Source organism: Aurantiacibacter atlanticus, assembly GCF_001077815.2.
Lineage (GTDB): Bacteria > Pseudomonadota > Alphaproteobacteria > Sphingomonadales > Sphingomonadaceae > Alteraurantiacibacter > Alteraurantiacibacter atlanticus.
The window spans coordinates 2,204,431-2,219,037 of sequence record NZ_CP011310.1 but is presented as its reverse complement, the minus strand read 5'-3'; the positions used below and the strand labels follow the sequence as shown (position 1 = coordinate 2,219,037).

Here is a 14,607-nt window from a genome sequence, read left to right as displayed (position 1 = left end):
ATGACCGACCTCAAGCTCTTCAATTCGCTCACCCGCCAGATCGAGACTTTCCAGCCCGTCCATCAGGGCGAAGCACGTGTCTATAGCTGCGGGCCGACGGTCTATAATTATCCGCATATCGGCAATATGCGCGCCTATGTCTTTGCCGACGTGTTGGGCCGCACCTTGAGCTGGAAGGGACATGCTCTCAAGCACATCATCAACATCACCGATGTCGGCCATCTTACCGATGATGCCGATGCGGGTGAGGATAAATTGGAGAAGGCGGCTGCCGAAAAGGCGCAGAGCATCTGGGATATCGCGCGGCATTTTACCGAGGCTTACTGGGCCGATGTCAAAGCGCTCAATATTCGCGAGCCTGCCAAATGGTCGGTCGCTACCGATTACATTGCGGAGATGATCGCATTTGTGGAAGCCATGCCGGAAAGGCATCTCTACGAAATCGACAGTGGCCTCTATTTCGATACGTCATCAGTAGCGGATTACGGACGGCTTGCCCGCGCAGTGACCGAGGAAGGCGAAGGCCGGATCGAGACGGTGGAAGGCAAGCGTAATGCCGCCGATTTCGCGATCTGGCGCAAGACCCCAGTGGGCGAGAAACGCCAGATGGAATGGGACAGCCCGTGGGGCAGGGGCGCACCCGGCTGGCATCTGGAATGTTCGGTGATGGGGGAGAAGCTGTTGGGCTTCCCCTTTGATATCCACACTGGCGGCATTGACCACCGCGAAATCCACCACCCCAATGAAATCGCGCAGAACCAGGCGTTTTGCGGCTGCGGTTCGCTCGACGAGGCGACACATTCAGGCGCGCGCATCTGGATGCACAACAATTTCCTCGTTGAGCGCAGCGGCAAGATGAGCAAGTCTTCAGGTGAATTTCTGCGCCTGCAACTGCTGATAGATAAGGGCTACCACCCGATCGCCTATCGACTGATGTGCCTGCAAGCGCATTACCGCAGCGAGCTGGAGTTTAGTTGGGAGGGTCTGCAGGCAGCGCTCACCCGCTTGAAACGTATGGTTATGCTGGCGCAGCGGCTAAGTGATGCGGCTCCTACCAGTCCGGATCATCCGAAGTTTGCCGCCCTGCGAGACAAGTTTGCCAATGCGATGACGGATGATCTCAACACCGCGATCGCGCTTACCGCGCTGGAGGAATCTCTGGCGGTGAAGAAGGTGGATGCTGGCATTCAGCGCGCCGTGATTGAGGACATGGACACGGTGCTCGGCCTCGGCCTGCTCGACCTCACCCGCGAGGAATTGCGCATCCGCCCCAAGTCTGCCGAAATCTCTGAAGCAGAAATCGAGGACGCGCTCGCCCGCCGCAAGGAAGCGCGCGCGGCCAAGGATTTCGCCCAGTCAGATGCGCTGCGCGATGACCTCGGCGCAAAAGGCGTGGAAGTGATGGATGGCGATCCGCTCGGGTGGGAGTGGAAGTTGGGTTAGCTAGGCTCGTTTCCTGCTTGTTACCTACGGGTGGGGCAGGGCTTGCGACTCAGAGGGAATAACCTCCCGGCGCATGTTGCGCGCCGCCTGCCTGCGTCCGGTCAATCCATTACCCTTCTTCCAGCACGAGGATCTCGCAGGTCACAACCATGTGCGGTGGCTCCAGCCGGTGGTCCACTTCGGTGACGGCTGCATCCGCGATCAACTGGCCGGGAATCGCGAATTCATGTTCGGGCAGATAGGCGATGAAACATTCGCCAGCTTCGACCGCCTCAGCATTCTCGAACACCATTTCGACACGATGTCGCGCTCCGGCAAAGGTGATGCTGGCCCAGCCTTTTTCATGATGTGTCGCAACGCGCCCCTTTCCTTCGGCCAGAGCAATTAGTGCTTCTGCCAGCTTTTCGCGCACGCCCTTGCGACATTTGCGTTTCTGCTTTGGTTTTGCGGAAGTTTGCAGGCTGTTGGTTTCAATATGCATTGGTCATCTCCCGGTATTTGTTCATGAAATGTTCCACTTTTTTTTCAGTGTCAGGGCGGGGTGTGCGGCCATTACGCAAATCGAGCACGAAGCGCGGATCGCTGGTGGCAAGCCGGCCGAACTTTGTCGGTGGCATTTGTGTGTGTCGCAGGAATACTTCGATCTTGCGGATGAGCATGCGTGGTTCCCCTTTTCGGCAGCTCTTTTGACCCTTTGCGCCACCACCTCGTTTTACCGATTCGGTGTCGCGACTCGATGAGGCAGGATTTGCGGTTCAAATCCTACTTGTCTAGGAAAAATACATTGTGTAGGAAGAAATCATTCACCACGAATGGGGTTTGCCATGGATACACGCGAAAGATTGGCCAGTGCGGCAAGGGAGAAGGGCAGCAGCCTGGCATCGCTTTCCCGCATGATCGGGCGTAATGCTACGTATCTTCAGCAGTATATAACGAAAGGCAGCCCGCGTAAGCTGGAAGAAGAAGATCGGCGCAAGCTGGCGAGCTTCCTCGGTCTGGAGGAAGCAGAGCTGGGTGCACCGAAGGAAAAATCCTATTCACCGGACCCGAAGCGTGATTTCGTTGATGTACCGCGCCTGGAAGTTGATGTGTCTGCCGGACCTGGCGCAATGCCCGCGCAGGAGCAGGCCTTTGATGCGTTCCGCTTTTCGCGCCGTTGGTTGCTGGAACAGGGCCTTGATGGCGCAGAGCTATCTGTCATTCGCGTCATCGGCGATTCGATGGAGCCGCTTCTTCGTGAAGGCGATGAAGTGCTGGTTGATCGGCGCGAAAGGCCATTTCGCGATGGTATCCATGTCGTCCGGCTGGATGATAGCCTTCTGGTCAAGCGCGTTGCGAGTCAGGGGGCGGGGCGTTTCTCCCTCCTCAGCCAGAATCTTGCCTATCCTCCGATACAGGTCAGCGCGGATGAATTGCGCATTATCGGGCGAGTCGTCTGGAAAAGCGGGCGCGTCTGAGATCGTCGGCAAAGCTGCGCAAGGGGGTGTGTGCGCCTGACTTTCGTCAATGCAGGCTAGGCACATGATCTTGGACGCTGATTCGAATAACGCTGGCGCGAGCTTGCAACACGGCGCAGTCACCGCCAATTAGCACAATATGACTTCGCCAGCCCCAATCCGTGCCGCTATTATTCCTGTCACCCCCTATCAGCAGAATTGCTCTCTGGTGTGGTGCACCAAGACGATGAAGGCGGCGCTGGTCGATCCGGGCGGGGAACTGGATAAGCTCAAGGATGCCGTGGCGCAGGCTGGGGTGACGCTGGAAAAGATTCTCCTCACCCACGGCCATGCCGATCATTGCGGTCAGGCGGGCATGCTGGCTGAAGAACTGGGGCTTCCGATCGAGGGGCCGCATGCCGACGATATTTTCTGGATCAGCAAGCTGGAGGAAGACGGCCCGCGCTTTGGCATTGAATGTAAAGTGTTTGAACCCACACGCTGGCTGGACGGAGGCGAGACTGTTACTGTGGGCGAGGCAACCTTCGAGGTGCTCCATTGCCCCGGTCACACGCCCGGACATGTCGTGTTCTTCCACCGTCCCTCGCAATTTGCCTTTGTCGGCGATGTTCTGTTTCAGGGGAGTATCGGGCGTACCGATTTCCCCATGGGCAATCATCAGGACTTGCTCGACGCGATTACGCAAAAGCTCTGGCCGCTTGGTGACGGGGTGACTTTCGTGCCCGGCCACGGTGCCATCAGCACATTCGGCCAAGAACGCCAGAGTAATCCCTTCGTAGGGGATGCTGCCATGGCGCAGGACGCTAGATAATACTGAAGGCAATAAGCGACATGGCCACCGCGAGGACGAGCAGCGTCAGTGCGGTGACAATTGTGCCAAGCTGTCGTCCCTTGTGCGGGTAATCATGGTCCATGCCGATGCCGTGGACCACGCGCCCTGCAAGAAAGAGCGCGGCAATCACCAGCAGCCACACGCCACCGCGTTCAGCCAGCTCGATCAGCGCAGCAAGGGCGATCACGAAGGGCGTGCTTTCCACGAAATTGAGTTGCCCCCGCATGCGCCGGGCTAGCAATTCGGAACTGCCACTGCCGTGCAGTACCTTTTCCGACATGCGTACTTGTCCGATGCGGACAATATGCCAGATCGTGAGCAAGGCAGCGCCAATGGCGAGAAGGGTGGTGGCCGGAAGGATCATGCAGGAACTTTCGTGGAATGACGGGAGAAATTTTGCAATCGCACGCTAGCTTTGGCCGGGAAGGCTTGCAACGCAACACAAACCCGCTATAGCGCGCGCCTTCGCCGCACTGATGGATGGCCTTGGCTGGCGCGCTTGCGCACCGGACTGGCTTGGCCTAAATGCGGCTCCGAACAGTTTTTGAACGAATTTCAAGGATCAGGTGCCGCAATGGCTGTCCCTAAGAGAAAAGTTTCACCGCATCGCCGGGGCAATCGCCGGGGACATGATTCGCTGAAGGTCGAGGCCTTTCACGAATGTTCCAACTGTGGCGAGTTGAAGCGTCCGCACAATCTGTGCAACGCTTGTGGCCATTATAATGGCCGCCAGGTGATTGAGCCCAAGGGTCTTTAAGTCCCTCGGCCAGGATAAGGAATGAGTGCATGAGCCTTCCGCGTATCGCCATTGATGCGATGGGCGGGGATGAAGGCGTGCGCGTAATGGTGCACGGCGCAGCCCTGGCGCGCCGTCGGCATGACAAGTTCAGCTTCCTGCTTGTGGGTGATGAAGCGCGGATCAAGGCCGCGCTGGATGATCACCCCAATATGCGCGCTGCCAGCGAAATCCTCCATTGCGATGAAGTCGTGGCTGGCGATGAAAAGCCGAGCCGAGCGATCCGTCGCGCCAAGACCACCAGCATGGGCCTTGCCATTGCAGCTGTAAAAAGCGGCGATTGCGGCGCAGCTGTCAGCGCGGGTAATACCGGTGCATTGATGGCAATGGGCAAGCTGGCCCTGCGCACCATGCCCGGCATTGATCGCCCTGCGCTTGCCGGCCTGATGCCAACGCTGGGCGACAATGATGTCGTCATGCTGGATCTGGGTGCCAATACCGATTGCGATGCGCGCAATCTGGTGCAATTTGCCGTGATGGGTGCAGCCTATTCCCGCATTGTCACTGGTAAGGCCGCCCCCCGTGTAAGGTTGCTGAATATCGGCACCGAAAGCATCAAGGGCACCGATGATCTGCGCGATGCGAGCCAGCGATTGCGCGATGCCACTGGTCTGGCCATGCAGTTCGATGGTTTCATCGAGGCAGACAAGATCAATCGCGGCGAAGTGGATGTTGTGGTGACGGACGGATTTTCCGGCAATATCGCGCTTAAGGCCATCGAAGGTTCGGCGCGTTTCGTGACCGATCTGCTCAGGACAGCATTCACCAGTTCGCTGCGTTCCAAGATCGGATTTCTGGTATCGCGCCCTGCGACAGAGCTGCTCAAGCACCATCTCGACCCCAATAACCATAATGGCGGGGTCTTTCTTGGGCTGAACGGTGTTATCGTGAAATCGCACGGCAGTGCCAATGCGCAGGGCGTCGCCAATGCGGTGGATGTCAGCGCGCGGTTGCTGGAAGATGACATCACCGATCGCATCGCCGCCGATCTCGGCGAAATTGGCGAACTGTCCATGCGCGATAAAAGCGTAAGCCAAGAGACTGCAAAATGATCCGCACAGTTTTGACCGGTACCGGCGCCGCGCTGCCCAGGCGCTGTGTCAGCAATGAAGAACTGGCGCGCGAAGTCGACACCACTGATGAGTGGATTCGAGAGCGCACCGGCATTACCCAGCGCTATATCGCCGCAGAAGGTGAGACGACCGGTTCGCTGGCGACAGATGCAGCGCGCGCTGCCATGGAAGATGCAGGCTGCTCGATAGAGGATATCGACCTCATCATTTTGGCCACTGCCACGCCCGATCGTACGTTTCCTGCCACGGCCACCACCGTCCAGCATGCCCTTGGCGGCAAGGGTTTTCCTGCCTTTGATGTCGCCGCTGTGTGTTCAGGTTTTCTTTATGCGCTGGGCACTGCGGATTCGATGTTGCGCACAGGCATGGCGAAGCGCGCCATCGTTATCGGATCGGAGACTTTCAGCCGCATTCTTGACTGGGAAGACCGGACAACTTGCGTGCTGTTTGGCGACGGGGCAGGGGCCTTTATCCTTGAGGCAACCGACATTGCAGAAGGCGATGCCGCTACCGCGCCAGGCGTGATTGCGACCAAGCTTCACGCTCAAGGCGAACATTGCGATCTTTTATATGTCGATGGTGGGCCTTCCACCACGGGTGAAGTCGGCAAGCTCCGCATGAAAGGACGCGAGGTGTTTCGCCACGCGGTTGTCAATCTGGCGCAGGTGCTGACAGAGGTGCTGGACGATGCAGGGTTTGCCGCTGGCGATATCGATTGGGTTGTGCCTCATCAGGCCAATGCCCGCATCCTTGATGCCACCGCGCGTAAACTTGGCCTGCCGATAGAGCGGGTGGTGGTAACAGTGGATCAGCACGCCAATACATCGGCAGCGTCGGTGCCACTCGCTTATGATCTTGCCAAGCGCGATGGGCGGATAAAGCCCGGCGATCTTGTCATGTTGGAAGCGATGGGTGGCGGGTTTACCTGGGGTGCCAGCCTTTTGCGGGCCTGACATCTGTGCATAGTGTAGGATTTTTCCCAAGCTTGCGCGTGCGGTTACTTGCCTTTGCTGACCTGCGTGTTCATAATCGTTAACGGATGGACTAGAATCGGGAGGAAAACGCAATGGACTCAATGCGCTCCGTAGGCACGTTGACACGGGCCGACCTTGCGGAAACCATTAATCACAAGATGGGGCTTTCGCGCGCCGAAAGCCTTGATCTTGTCGAAGATATTCTCGCCAAGATGTGCGGCGCGATGGGGGATGGTGAAAACGTGAAGATTTCGGGTTTCGGCAGCTTTGTGCTGCGGGACAAGAAGGAACGTATCGGCCGCAATCCCAAAACCGGGGTGGAGGTGCCGATCACACCGCGCCGTGTCATGACATTCCGTGCCAGCCATAAGCTGAAAGAGCGGATCGCGAACGCATCGTGAGCGATCCGGGCGCCGCTGCTGTGCCCCTCTTCGATGACGGGAAAGCCGAAGGCGCGATGCGCACTATCGGCGAGGTGTCGGCTGCATTCGGTATAAAGCCGCATGTTCTGCGTTATTGGGAACAGCAGTTTCCAATGCTCAAGCCGCTCAAGCGCAGTGGCGGTCGGCGGCTTTATCGCACTGAAGATGTCCAGATTGTCGAAGCGATAGATCGTCTGGTGAACCGCGAAGGCTATACGCTCAAAGGTGCGCGAAAGGCGATCTCTGCGCAGGGCGTTCAGGTCAACCCATCAATTACGGGCGCGGCGCCTGCTATTGCAGATACAGCGGGCGGTGTTTCGCAGGATAAGGTAGGCAGCACGTCCGCGCCCGAAGTGACGCAGCAATTGCGCGCCATAAGGAACAAGCTGGCCGCCGCGCTGGATTGATCAGCTGAATAGCGGCCCAAGTTCGGGATCGAGATCGCGCGGGCGGGCAAAATGCATGAGCTTGCCGCATGCTGTATCCAGCTCCTCCCACTTTTCGATATTGAGTTCGAGCGTCGCATAGGACGCGGTCGGATATTTCTGCATGACTTCTTCGAACAGCTTGTTTTCATCCAAGGGTGATACCAGCGCGAGCGCCAGTTCCTGCAGGCCCGGATTATGTCCAGCGACAAGGATGGATTCCGGATCGCTTTTGACATTGCGCAGCAGGCTGATCAGCGTTGCAGAATCGGCGAGATAAGCGTCTTCCTCAAACTGTATTGGCATTTTCAGCCCACTCGCTGCCAGCGTATCTTTCACCCGCACCGCCGGGCTCGCCAGTGCGAGATCCCATTCGCCGCCCTGCTCGATAATATGATTTCCCATCAGCGCGGCGCCCTTGCGCCCGCGTTCGTTAAGGCCGCGATCGAAGTCGCGCAGGGACATATCGTCCCACTCGGATTTGGCATGGCGCAACAGGCCGAGACGTTTCAATTGTGTAGTTCCTCTTCGTTTTCGACCCTGTTGCACGAAACACTTGTCGCCACCCGTTGTAAAGCGTCGTCCAGCGTCAATCTTGTGACAGGCACGCCGGATGGAAAGGCCGTGAGCAAGCGGGACGGGAAGGCGGGCGACAGAACGATGAATTGGCCCGAATCGTCACGGCTACGAATCAGCCGACCGAATGCCTGCGCCAGCCGGCCACGGATAATGCGATCATCATAAGCCGAACCGCCGCCCGCCGCCCGCCGTGCGCGGTGCAGGATGCTGGGTTTTGGCCAGGGCACCTGTTCCATCACGACGCAGCGCAAGCTGTCACCCGGCACATCAACCCCGTCGCGTAAAGCATCTGTGCCCAGCAGGCTGGAGCGCGGATCATCGCGAAAGATATCCACCAGAGTGCCGGTATCGATCGGATCGACGTGCTGTGCGTAAAGCGGCAGACCCGCGCGGGCGAGCCGGTCAGCTATCCGGCCATGCACCGCGCGCATCCGGCGAATCGCCGTGAACAGACCCAGCACCCCGCCGCCGCTTGCCTCGATAATGCGCGCATAGGCGCCCGCCAAACCTGCCAGATCACCTTTTTTGACATCGGTAACGATCAGCACTTCTGCCTTGTTTGCGTAATCAAATGGGCTTTCAGCATGGGCAAGCTGCGGCTGGACTTCGATATGCGGCGCACCTGAGCGCGTGATGGCATCGGCCCAGTCGCGGCCATTGCTATCGTCAGCGTCTATCCTGTCGCACAAGGTGGCGCTGGTCAGCATCACGCCATGCGCGCCTTCCAATACTGTCTTGGCGAAGGGCTTCATTGGATCGAGAAAACGGCGGTGGAGGCCGATATCAAATTCGCGCGCCTCATTGCGTTCGACAGAAAGCCAATCGACAAATTCGGGATCGGCCGGGCCACCCATGCGCGCCAGCAACGCCTCCCACGCGGCAAGCGTATCAATCCGCCATCCGAGTGAAAAGCGCGCGCCCTCTATCCGTGCACGGCCCTGCGCATCAAGCCAGTCGGGAGAATCCTCCAGCATGGCTTCAAGGCGCAGGCCCAGCTTGATGAGCGGCATACGGATTGCTGCCAGCGCCGCGCCGGCCATCTGGGCACGTTCGATAAAGTCGCCGTCCAGCCCAGCGGCTTCTGTCTCTATGCCATATCCGGCATCAAGCGCGCCGCTTTCATCGTGGGCGTAGGTGGTGGCGCGCACGGCTGCGAGCAGATGCTCCAACTCTCCCGAGGGTGCGTTTTCAGCCAGCCGTCCGATCCAGCCATCGGAGGGGAGGGCCTGCGCCGCTTCGCGCGCGGCCTCTATTGCTTCGCCCCCTGCCTCATCATAGCTGGCGACATCGGCCAAGCGCGCAGAAAGACCGCGCCTGCGCCCTCTGGAGCCGCGCTCCGGCCCGATAATCCAGCGCCGCAATTCAATCGCTTCCTGCCCCGTCAACGCGGCGGCGAAAGTGGAATCTGCGGCATCGAAGACATGGTGGCCTTCATCAAATACAATGCGTGTCGGGCGTTGAGCATGGTCGCGTCCGCGCGCGGCATTGACCATGACCAGCGCATGGTTTGCAATCACCAGATCGGCCTGCGCACTGGCCCTTGCGGCGCGTTCTATGAAGCATTTGCGGTAATGCGGGCAGCCTGCATAAATGCACTCGCCGCGCTGGTCGGTAAGGCTACGGATGGCGCGCGGACGGAACAATGTGCCTAGCCAGCCGGGCAAGTCTCCGCCGATCATATCGCCATCCTGGCTATAGGCGGCCCACCGGGCGACAAGCTGCGCAAGGATTGCTGCGCGCCCGCCAAAGCCGCCTTGCAATGCATCTTCCAGATTGAGCAGGCAGAGATAGTTCTCGCGTCCCTTGCGCACGACCACGGGGCACGAACCGTCCGCCCGTGTTTCGGGCCAGGCGCGCCTGCTTTCGTCGCGCAATTGGCGTTGCAGATTCTTGGTGTAGGTGGACACCCAGACGGTGCCCCGCGCCTCCTTGCCCCAGAGTGAGGCGGGCGCGAGATAACCCAGCGTCTTGCCAATGCCGGTGCCCGCTTCGGCCAGCAGCACATGGGGGCGACCGCGCTGTTCACGCGGGGCGAAAATCTTGCCGACCGCGCTGGCATAAGTGCGCTGGCCTTCACGCCGTTCCGCCCCTTCACCTGTGAGGCGTTCCAGCTGGCCGTGGATAGCCGTTTCCTCAATCAGCACATGGCCCGGCTGGGGCCGTTCGGGCGCTTCCTCCCATTCCGGAAGGCGGGAAAACAGCCATTTTTCCGCCTGATCTGGCTTGGCGATATGCGGCGCGATCACCTGCGCCCATGGCCACCGCATGCGGATCAACGATTGCAGTGCACTCCATGCGCCTTCGCGCTCCGGCCAGTCAGCCGCCTCGCAGCGGGCGAGCAACACGCCAGCCGCCTCTTGCAGAAGTTCAGGCACGTCTGCGCCGTCTTCTACCTCTTTCAGGCCCAACGCATGGGAAAGCCCCTTGGGTGTGGGGACGCAAAAGGTGGCAGGATGGACGAAAGCAAACAGTTCGAGCAGGTCAAGCCCTGACAAGTCCGGATAACCGAGCCGCGTCGCCACTAGCGGCGCGTTCAAAACAAGATGCGGCGTATCGGCGGCCGCCATGACTGCGGCTCCCTTGGCCAGCCCGCTTGTCTGGCCATTCGCGCGCCGGAGCCAACTGCCTGCGTGGCTGGCATGCAGCGCGGGCAGGGGGACTGGCCGTGCAATTGGCGAGACAGGATTGTGGGGCGGGGTGGAAACCATTGGTGCCACTATCCCGTGCAGAAACGTAATGTAAACATCAGCAGGTTTTGAAGCCGTTGAAGATGTGCAGGGCGCTTAGCGAGCATTCGCATTCCTGCCCGACACGGTGGGCGCAAGCACACTGATGACACCGGATAGCGTATCACTGGGGCAACCTGTCTCCTAATAGACGCTAAAACAGGCTTATGACTACGAGTGTGAACAATTGTTCATGCGCAGGCATGGCCATGTCGCTATTGTCGCGCGCGTTATGTTTGCCAGAAATACATTTGTCCTGATTGCGGCGCTTTCGTTCGGATCGTCTGGCGCGTTTGCACAGGATGACGCGACGCGTAGTGGGGCGGCGCAGCCATCTGGCGGCGTGCAGATTTTGCCCGAGGATTTCCAGCTTCCGCCCAGCGTCGATCCATCACGGCCGCTGCCTGATGAGCCTGTGGTGAGAGCCTTGCCCACGCCGCGCGCCACCGCCACCCAGCCCGCGCAGGAGCAGACACAGCCCCAGCCGCAACCTTCGTCGCAGCAGCAGGACCGGCGCGAACCCGAGCAGACGAACGCCCCGCGCCCACAGGTGGCAACGCCGCAGCCGGCCGGGTCCGTTCCGGCACAATCGCAGCCGTCTGTTGAGAGCGATTCGTCGGCCAGTGCACCGCAACCATCTGTTCCCCCGCCGGAACAAATTTCACCGTCGACCGCGGCGACAAACCTAACGGGACAAATTGCTGCGCCAGCAGAGACATCACCGGTCCAGAGTTCACCTGTAGTGGCTGAGCAGGGCGATGCAGGCGGATGGAGCGTGGCGTTCTGGATGCTGCCCGGAATCCTTGCAACGATAGTGGCAGCTTTCGCACTGGTGTGGTTCTGGCGCCGGAAAAGCGAAGATATGATGGTGGTGGTCGAAAAGATTGAGCCATACCGTCCGCCACCACCGCTCGAAAAGGCACCTGTTGCCCCAGTGAATGCGGCGCTCAAGGAGCCAGTTGTGCCTTCGCCCACTGTTCCATTACGTAAGGTGCCACCACCTCCTTCGGCTTCGCGACAGACGGATCGGATAGTGCCCAATCCTTCCGGCTTTGTGCAAATACGCGCTAGTCGGCCAAGCCAACAGAAGCGCCCGGTCCAGTCCAATCAATCAAGTGTTTCAGGCAACCCCGCACAGGTCGTGTCGCGCCCGATGGTCACGCCAGAGGGCTTCGTCACGATCAATCCCGGCCAGAAAAGGCGGCCTGGCGGAGACAGCTGATTTCTTGGCCCGTCAGTCAATTACGGGCCATTGATGCTATCGGGTGGGTTCCTCTTGGCTTTCGCTTACCACGCGCAGCGGCTCTGGAAACATGTTGGTCTGGATGGGGAAGGGGATATCGATCTCGGCTGCGTCAAGCGCATCCTTAATCGCGAAAATAACCTGGCTTTTGCTTTCGCGCAGATCGCGCGGTCGGCTGTCGACCCAGAAGCGGACAAGGAAATCGATAGAGCTGCCGCCAAATTCTTGTGCGAACACGTCAATCGGCTTGTCCTTATTGATGATTTCAAGACCTTCCAACGCGCCAAGGATGGTTTTCTTCGCCAGAGGCAGATCCGTATCATAGGCAACGCCAACCATAAGTTCGTTACGGCGGATCGGTTCATCAGTGAAAATTTTCACCGGGTTCTTGAACAGCATCGAATTGGGAACGACGGTCAATTCATTTGATAGCTGGCGGATATAGCTTTCACGCAGAGTGATACGTTCTACCTTGCCAATTATCCCTTCGACCTCGATCACATCGCCAATCTGCATCTTTTCGCGCAGCATCACCAGCACGCCGGCAAGGAAGTTTTCGAAGGTGTCCTGAAAAGCAAAACCGATCGCAAGCGCGCCGATACCAAGGCCCGCAATCAGGCCGGCAGGCGTAAAGCCGGGGACCGCGATGGCCGCAGCCAGTAACAGGCCGATGATCCAGATGGCGATTTTCACCACGGTCTCGACCAATTGCTGAAGATCGGTGCGCAACGACGTCCGGCTGGTCAACCGGTCGGCAATCTTGACCGCGAATTTTGCTAAAAGAGCGGTGATGAAAATGACGATCAGCGCGACCGCAATATTGGGCAGTACGAGGATAAACCCCTGCCACATGTCTGTTACCTGCTCACGCAGGGTATCGATATAATTCAAGGAAGACCCCTCTTGCTGTTCACCCACATAACGCGGTGAGGTCTGCTATCGTTCCGCTTCTCCCTTGCAAGATGCGCGTGGCTGGGCAAAGGGCGACAGCCATGTTTGAACGTGAATTGATCGATGCCGCCCGCAATTCCAAGGCCTGGCCTTTTCAGGAGGCGCAGCGGCTCGCCAAACGGTATCCCGAAGGGAAGACCGACAGGGACGGTTCGCCTGTGCCGGTATTGTTTGAAACAGGATACGGCCCATCGGGCCTTCCGCACATCGGGACCTTTCAGGAAGTGCTGCGCACGACACTGGTGCGCAAGGCCTATGAAATCGTGGCGAGCAGGGACGGCACGCCCGCGCCCACCCGGCTGGTTGCTTTCAGCGACGATATGGATGGCCTGCGCAAGGTGCCAGATAACATTCCCAATCAGGAGCTGCTGGCAAAGCACCTGCACAAGCCCCTTAGCCGAATTCCCGACCCGTTCGAGAAGTTCGAGAGTTTTGCACATCATAACAATGCCATGCTGCGCGACTTCCTTGATCGTTTTGGCTTTGATTATGAATTTATCGCTGCCAGCGAGCGGTATAATTCAGGCGCGTTTGATGATGATCTGCGTAATGTGCTGCGCCACAACCAGTCGATCCTCGACATCATGTTGCCCACACTGAGAGCAGAACGCGCGGCCACCTATTCACCCATCATGCCCATCAGCCCGACGACCGGCGCTGTCTTGCAAGTATCAGTCGATGTGGTCGATGCAGACAGCGGGATTGTGCGCTTCATTGATGAAGACGGCAGCGTCGTTGAACAAAGTGCATTGGGCGGCATGGCCAAGTTGCAATGGAAGGTCGATTTTGCGATGCGCTGGGTGGCGCAGGGTGTCGATTATGAGATGTATGGCAAGGATCTGACCGATACCGGTGTGCAATCGGGCAAGATTGCCAGAGTGTTGGGCGGGCGTAAGCCAGAAGGCCTGATTTACGAATTGTTCCTTGATGCCAATGGCGAAAAGATTTCAAAGTCGAAAGGCAATGGCCTGACGATAGAGGATTGGCTGACTTATGGCAGCGAGGAGAGTCTTGGCCATTATATCTTCGCCAACCCCAAGAGCGCCAAACAATTGCATGTCGGCGTAATTCCGCGTGCCGTGGACGAATATTGGCAATTCCGTGCATCTATCCCCGATCAGCCGGTGGAAAAGCAATTGGGCAATCCCGCCTGGAACCTGCTGCGCGTTACGGATACAACCAATGCGCAGCCGCCCGTCGGAGCGGGAGACAGCCTGCCCGTGACATACGGCCTCCTGCTCAATCTGGTGGGCGTATTGGGGGCAGGGGCCGATCGGGAACAGGTCTGGTCATATCTTGCCAATTATGTCGATGACGCGCGACCCGAAGCGCATCCCGCGCTGGATGTGCTGGTTGCAAAGGCTCTGGCCTACAACCGCGATTTCATTGCGCCGACGCTGAGTAAGCGCAAACCTGCAACGCATGAGGCGGCGGCATTACGCGATCTGGATGCACGTCTGGCCCAGGTCGATCCGGCGATGCCGGCAGAAGATTTGCAGACAATCGTTTACGACATAGGCAAAAACGATGCGCACGGGTTCGAAAATCTGCGTGACTGGTTCCGCGCCCTGTATGAAACCTTGCTCGGATCGCAGCAGGGGCCGCGCATGGGCAGCTTTATCGCTCTATACGGCGTTGCCAACACGCGGCGATTGATCGCTGAGGCTTTGGATCAGGCATAGCTGC

At 58.7% G+C, this 14,607-nt stretch carries 16 protein-coding genes; 10 read left to right on the top strand and 6 right to left on the bottom strand.

Going from position 1 to position 14,607, the window contains the following annotated elements:
• Positions 1–1,443 (top strand): cysteine--tRNA ligase, encoded by a 1,443-nt coding sequence (cysS, locus tag CP97_RS10740; RefSeq protein WP_048886939.1) that lies wholly within the window; start codon positions 1–3, stop codon positions 1,441–1,443.
• A 109-nt stretch (positions 1,444–1,552) separates the two neighbouring features.
• Here cysS and CP97_RS10735 read toward each other — a convergent pair whose 3' ends face one another.
• Positions 1,553–1,924, bottom strand: a complete 372-nt coding sequence (locus CP97_RS10735) for a hypothetical protein (protein WP_048885938.1) — start codon at positions 1,922–1,924, stop codon at positions 1,553–1,555.
• The gene (locus CP97_RS10730) at positions 1,914–2,102 is read right to left on the bottom strand and encodes a hypothetical protein (RefSeq protein ID WP_048885937.1); all 189 of its coding nucleotides are present in this window, start codon (positions 2,100–2,102) and stop codon (positions 1,914–1,916) included. Before CP97_RS10730 ends, CP97_RS10735 begins: the two co-directional genes overlap by 11 nt.
• Positions 2,103–2,267: 165 nt before the next feature.
• On the opposite strand from CP97_RS10730, the gene CP97_RS10725 reads away from it, so the two are divergent.
• Together CP97_RS10725 and CP97_RS10720 are read left to right on the top strand one after the other, a co-directional pair.
• Positions 2,268–2,900 carry a S24 family peptidase gene (locus CP97_RS10725; RefSeq protein WP_053106709.1) on the top strand — a complete coding sequence of 211 codons (633 nt, stop codon included), beginning with the start codon at positions 2,268–2,270 and terminating at the stop codon, positions 2,898–2,900.
• Between the two features lie 139 nt (positions 2,901–3,039).
• Positions 3,040–3,711, top strand: a complete 672-nt coding sequence (locus CP97_RS10720; protein ID WP_269465630.1) for an MBL fold metallo-hydrolase — start codon at positions 3,040–3,042, stop codon at positions 3,709–3,711.
• Here CP97_RS10720 and CP97_RS10715 read toward each other — a convergent pair.
• Positions 3,704–4,096, bottom strand: a complete 393-nt coding sequence (locus CP97_RS10715) for an MAPEG family protein (RefSeq protein ID WP_048885935.1) — start codon at positions 4,094–4,096, stop codon at positions 3,704–3,706. The two genes, CP97_RS10720 and CP97_RS10715, sit on opposite strands and share 8 nt — an antisense overlap.
• A gap of 210 nt (positions 4,097–4,306) precedes the next feature.
• Between CP97_RS10715 and rpmF the strand changes: the two genes are divergently transcribed.
• The 5 genes from rpmF to CP97_RS10690 all read left to right on the top strand — a co-directional run bounded on the left by rpmF (position 4,307) and on the right by CP97_RS10690 (position 7,404).
• On the top strand, positions 4,307–4,489 hold the full coding sequence (rpmF, locus tag CP97_RS10710; RefSeq protein WP_048886937.1) for a 50S ribosomal protein L32: 183 nt from the start codon (positions 4,307–4,309) through the stop codon (positions 4,487–4,489).
• Positions 4,490–4,518: 29 nt separating this feature from the next.
• Entirely contained in the window at positions 4,519–5,580 is a 1,062-nt protein-coding gene (gene plsX, locus CP97_RS10705) for a phosphate acyltransferase PlsX (RefSeq protein ID WP_048885934.1), read from the top strand.
• Entirely contained in the window at positions 5,577–6,554 is a 978-nt protein-coding gene (locus CP97_RS10700; protein ID WP_048885933.1) for a beta-ketoacyl-ACP synthase III, read from the top strand. Before plsX ends, CP97_RS10700 begins: the two co-directional genes overlap by 4 nt.
• A 122-nt stretch (positions 6,555–6,676) precedes the next feature.
• Complete coding sequence (locus tag CP97_RS10695) at positions 6,677–6,976, top strand: integration host factor subunit alpha (protein ID WP_161485476.1); 300 nt, start codon at positions 6,677–6,679, stop codon at positions 6,974–6,976.
• 56 nt (positions 6,977–7,032) lie between these two features.
• On the top strand, positions 7,033–7,404 hold the full coding sequence (locus CP97_RS10690; RefSeq protein ID WP_048886935.1) for a MerR family transcriptional regulator: 372 nt from the start codon (positions 7,033–7,035) through the stop codon (positions 7,402–7,404).
• Here CP97_RS10690 and CP97_RS10685 read toward each other — a convergent pair whose 3' ends face one another.
• Together CP97_RS10685 and CP97_RS10680 are read right to left on the bottom strand one after the other, a co-directional pair.
• The gene (locus CP97_RS10685) at positions 7,405–7,935 is read right to left on the bottom strand and encodes a SixA phosphatase family protein (RefSeq protein ID WP_048885932.1); all 531 of its coding nucleotides are present in this window, start codon (positions 7,933–7,935) and stop codon (positions 7,405–7,407) included.
• Positions 7,932–10,709: an ATP-dependent DNA helicase gene (locus CP97_RS10680; RefSeq protein ID WP_048885931.1), complete on the bottom strand. Its 2,778-nt coding sequence runs from the start codon at positions 10,707–10,709 to the stop codon at positions 7,932–7,934. The genes CP97_RS10685 and CP97_RS10680 overlap by 4 nt, the downstream gene beginning before the upstream one ends.
• A gap of 205 nt (positions 10,710–10,914) precedes the next feature.
• On the opposite strand from CP97_RS10680, the gene CP97_RS10675 reads away from it, so the two are divergent.
• Positions 10,915–11,949 carry a hypothetical protein gene (locus CP97_RS10675; protein ID WP_149036461.1) on the top strand — a complete coding sequence of 345 codons (1,035 nt, stop codon included), beginning with the start codon at positions 10,915–10,917 and terminating at the stop codon, positions 11,947–11,949.
• 36 nt (positions 11,950–11,985) lie between these two features.
• Here the strand turns inward: CP97_RS10675 and CP97_RS10670 are convergent, their stop codons facing one another.
• Entirely contained in the window at positions 11,986–12,861 is an 876-nt protein-coding gene (locus CP97_RS10670; protein ID WP_048885929.1) for a mechanosensitive ion channel family protein, read from the bottom strand.
• Positions 12,862–12,962: 101 nt separating this feature from the next.
• Between CP97_RS10670 and CP97_RS10665 the strand changes: the two genes are divergently transcribed.
• Positions 12,963–14,603, top strand: a complete 1,641-nt coding sequence (locus CP97_RS10665) for a lysine--tRNA ligase (protein ID WP_048885928.1) — start codon at positions 12,963–12,965, stop codon at positions 14,601–14,603.
• Positions 14,604–14,607: the final 4 nt, after the last annotated feature.

Bases quoted from the DNA above. Each gene is read 5' to 3' on its own strand.
- cysS (WP_048886939.1), top strand. From the start codon at position 1: ATGACCGACCTCAAGCTCTTCAATTCGCTCACCCGCCAGATCGAGACT.
- CP97_RS10735 (WP_048885938.1), bottom strand. From the start codon at position 1,924: ATGCATATTGAAACCAACAGCCTGCAAACTTCCGCAAAACCAAAGCAG.
- CP97_RS10730 (WP_048885937.1), bottom strand. From the start codon at position 2,102: ATGCTCATCCGCAAGATCGAAGTATTCCTGCGACACACACAAATGCCA.
- CP97_RS10725 (WP_053106709.1), top strand. From the start codon at position 2,268: ATGGATACACGCGAAAGATTGGCCAGTGCGGCAAGGGAGAAGGGCAGC.
- CP97_RS10720 (WP_269465630.1), top strand. From the start codon at position 3,040: ATGACTTCGCCAGCCCCAATCCGTGCCGCTATTATTCCTGTCACCCCC.
- CP97_RS10715 (WP_048885935.1), bottom strand. From the start codon at position 4,096: ATGATCCTTCCGGCCACCACCCTTCTCGCCATTGGCGCTGCCTTGCTC.
- rpmF (WP_048886937.1), top strand. From the start codon at position 4,307: ATGGCTGTCCCTAAGAGAAAAGTTTCACCGCATCGCCGGGGCAATCGC.
- plsX (WP_048885934.1), top strand. From the start codon at position 4,519: ATGAGCCTTCCGCGTATCGCCATTGATGCGATGGGCGGGGATGAAGGC.
- CP97_RS10700 (WP_048885933.1), top strand. From the start codon at position 5,577: ATGATCCGCACAGTTTTGACCGGTACCGGCGCCGCGCTGCCCAGGCGC.
- CP97_RS10695 (WP_161485476.1), top strand. From the start codon at position 6,677: ATGCGCTCCGTAGGCACGTTGACACGGGCCGACCTTGCGGAAACCATT.
- CP97_RS10690 (WP_048886935.1), top strand. From the start codon at position 7,033: ATGCGCACTATCGGCGAGGTGTCGGCTGCATTCGGTATAAAGCCGCAT.
- CP97_RS10680 (WP_048885931.1), bottom strand. From the start codon at position 10,709: ATGGTTTCCACCCCGCCCCACAATCCTGTCTCGCCAATTGCACGGCCA.
- CP97_RS10665 (WP_048885928.1), top strand. From the start codon at position 12,963: ATGTTTGAACGTGAATTGATCGATGCCGCCCGCAATTCCAAGGCCTGG.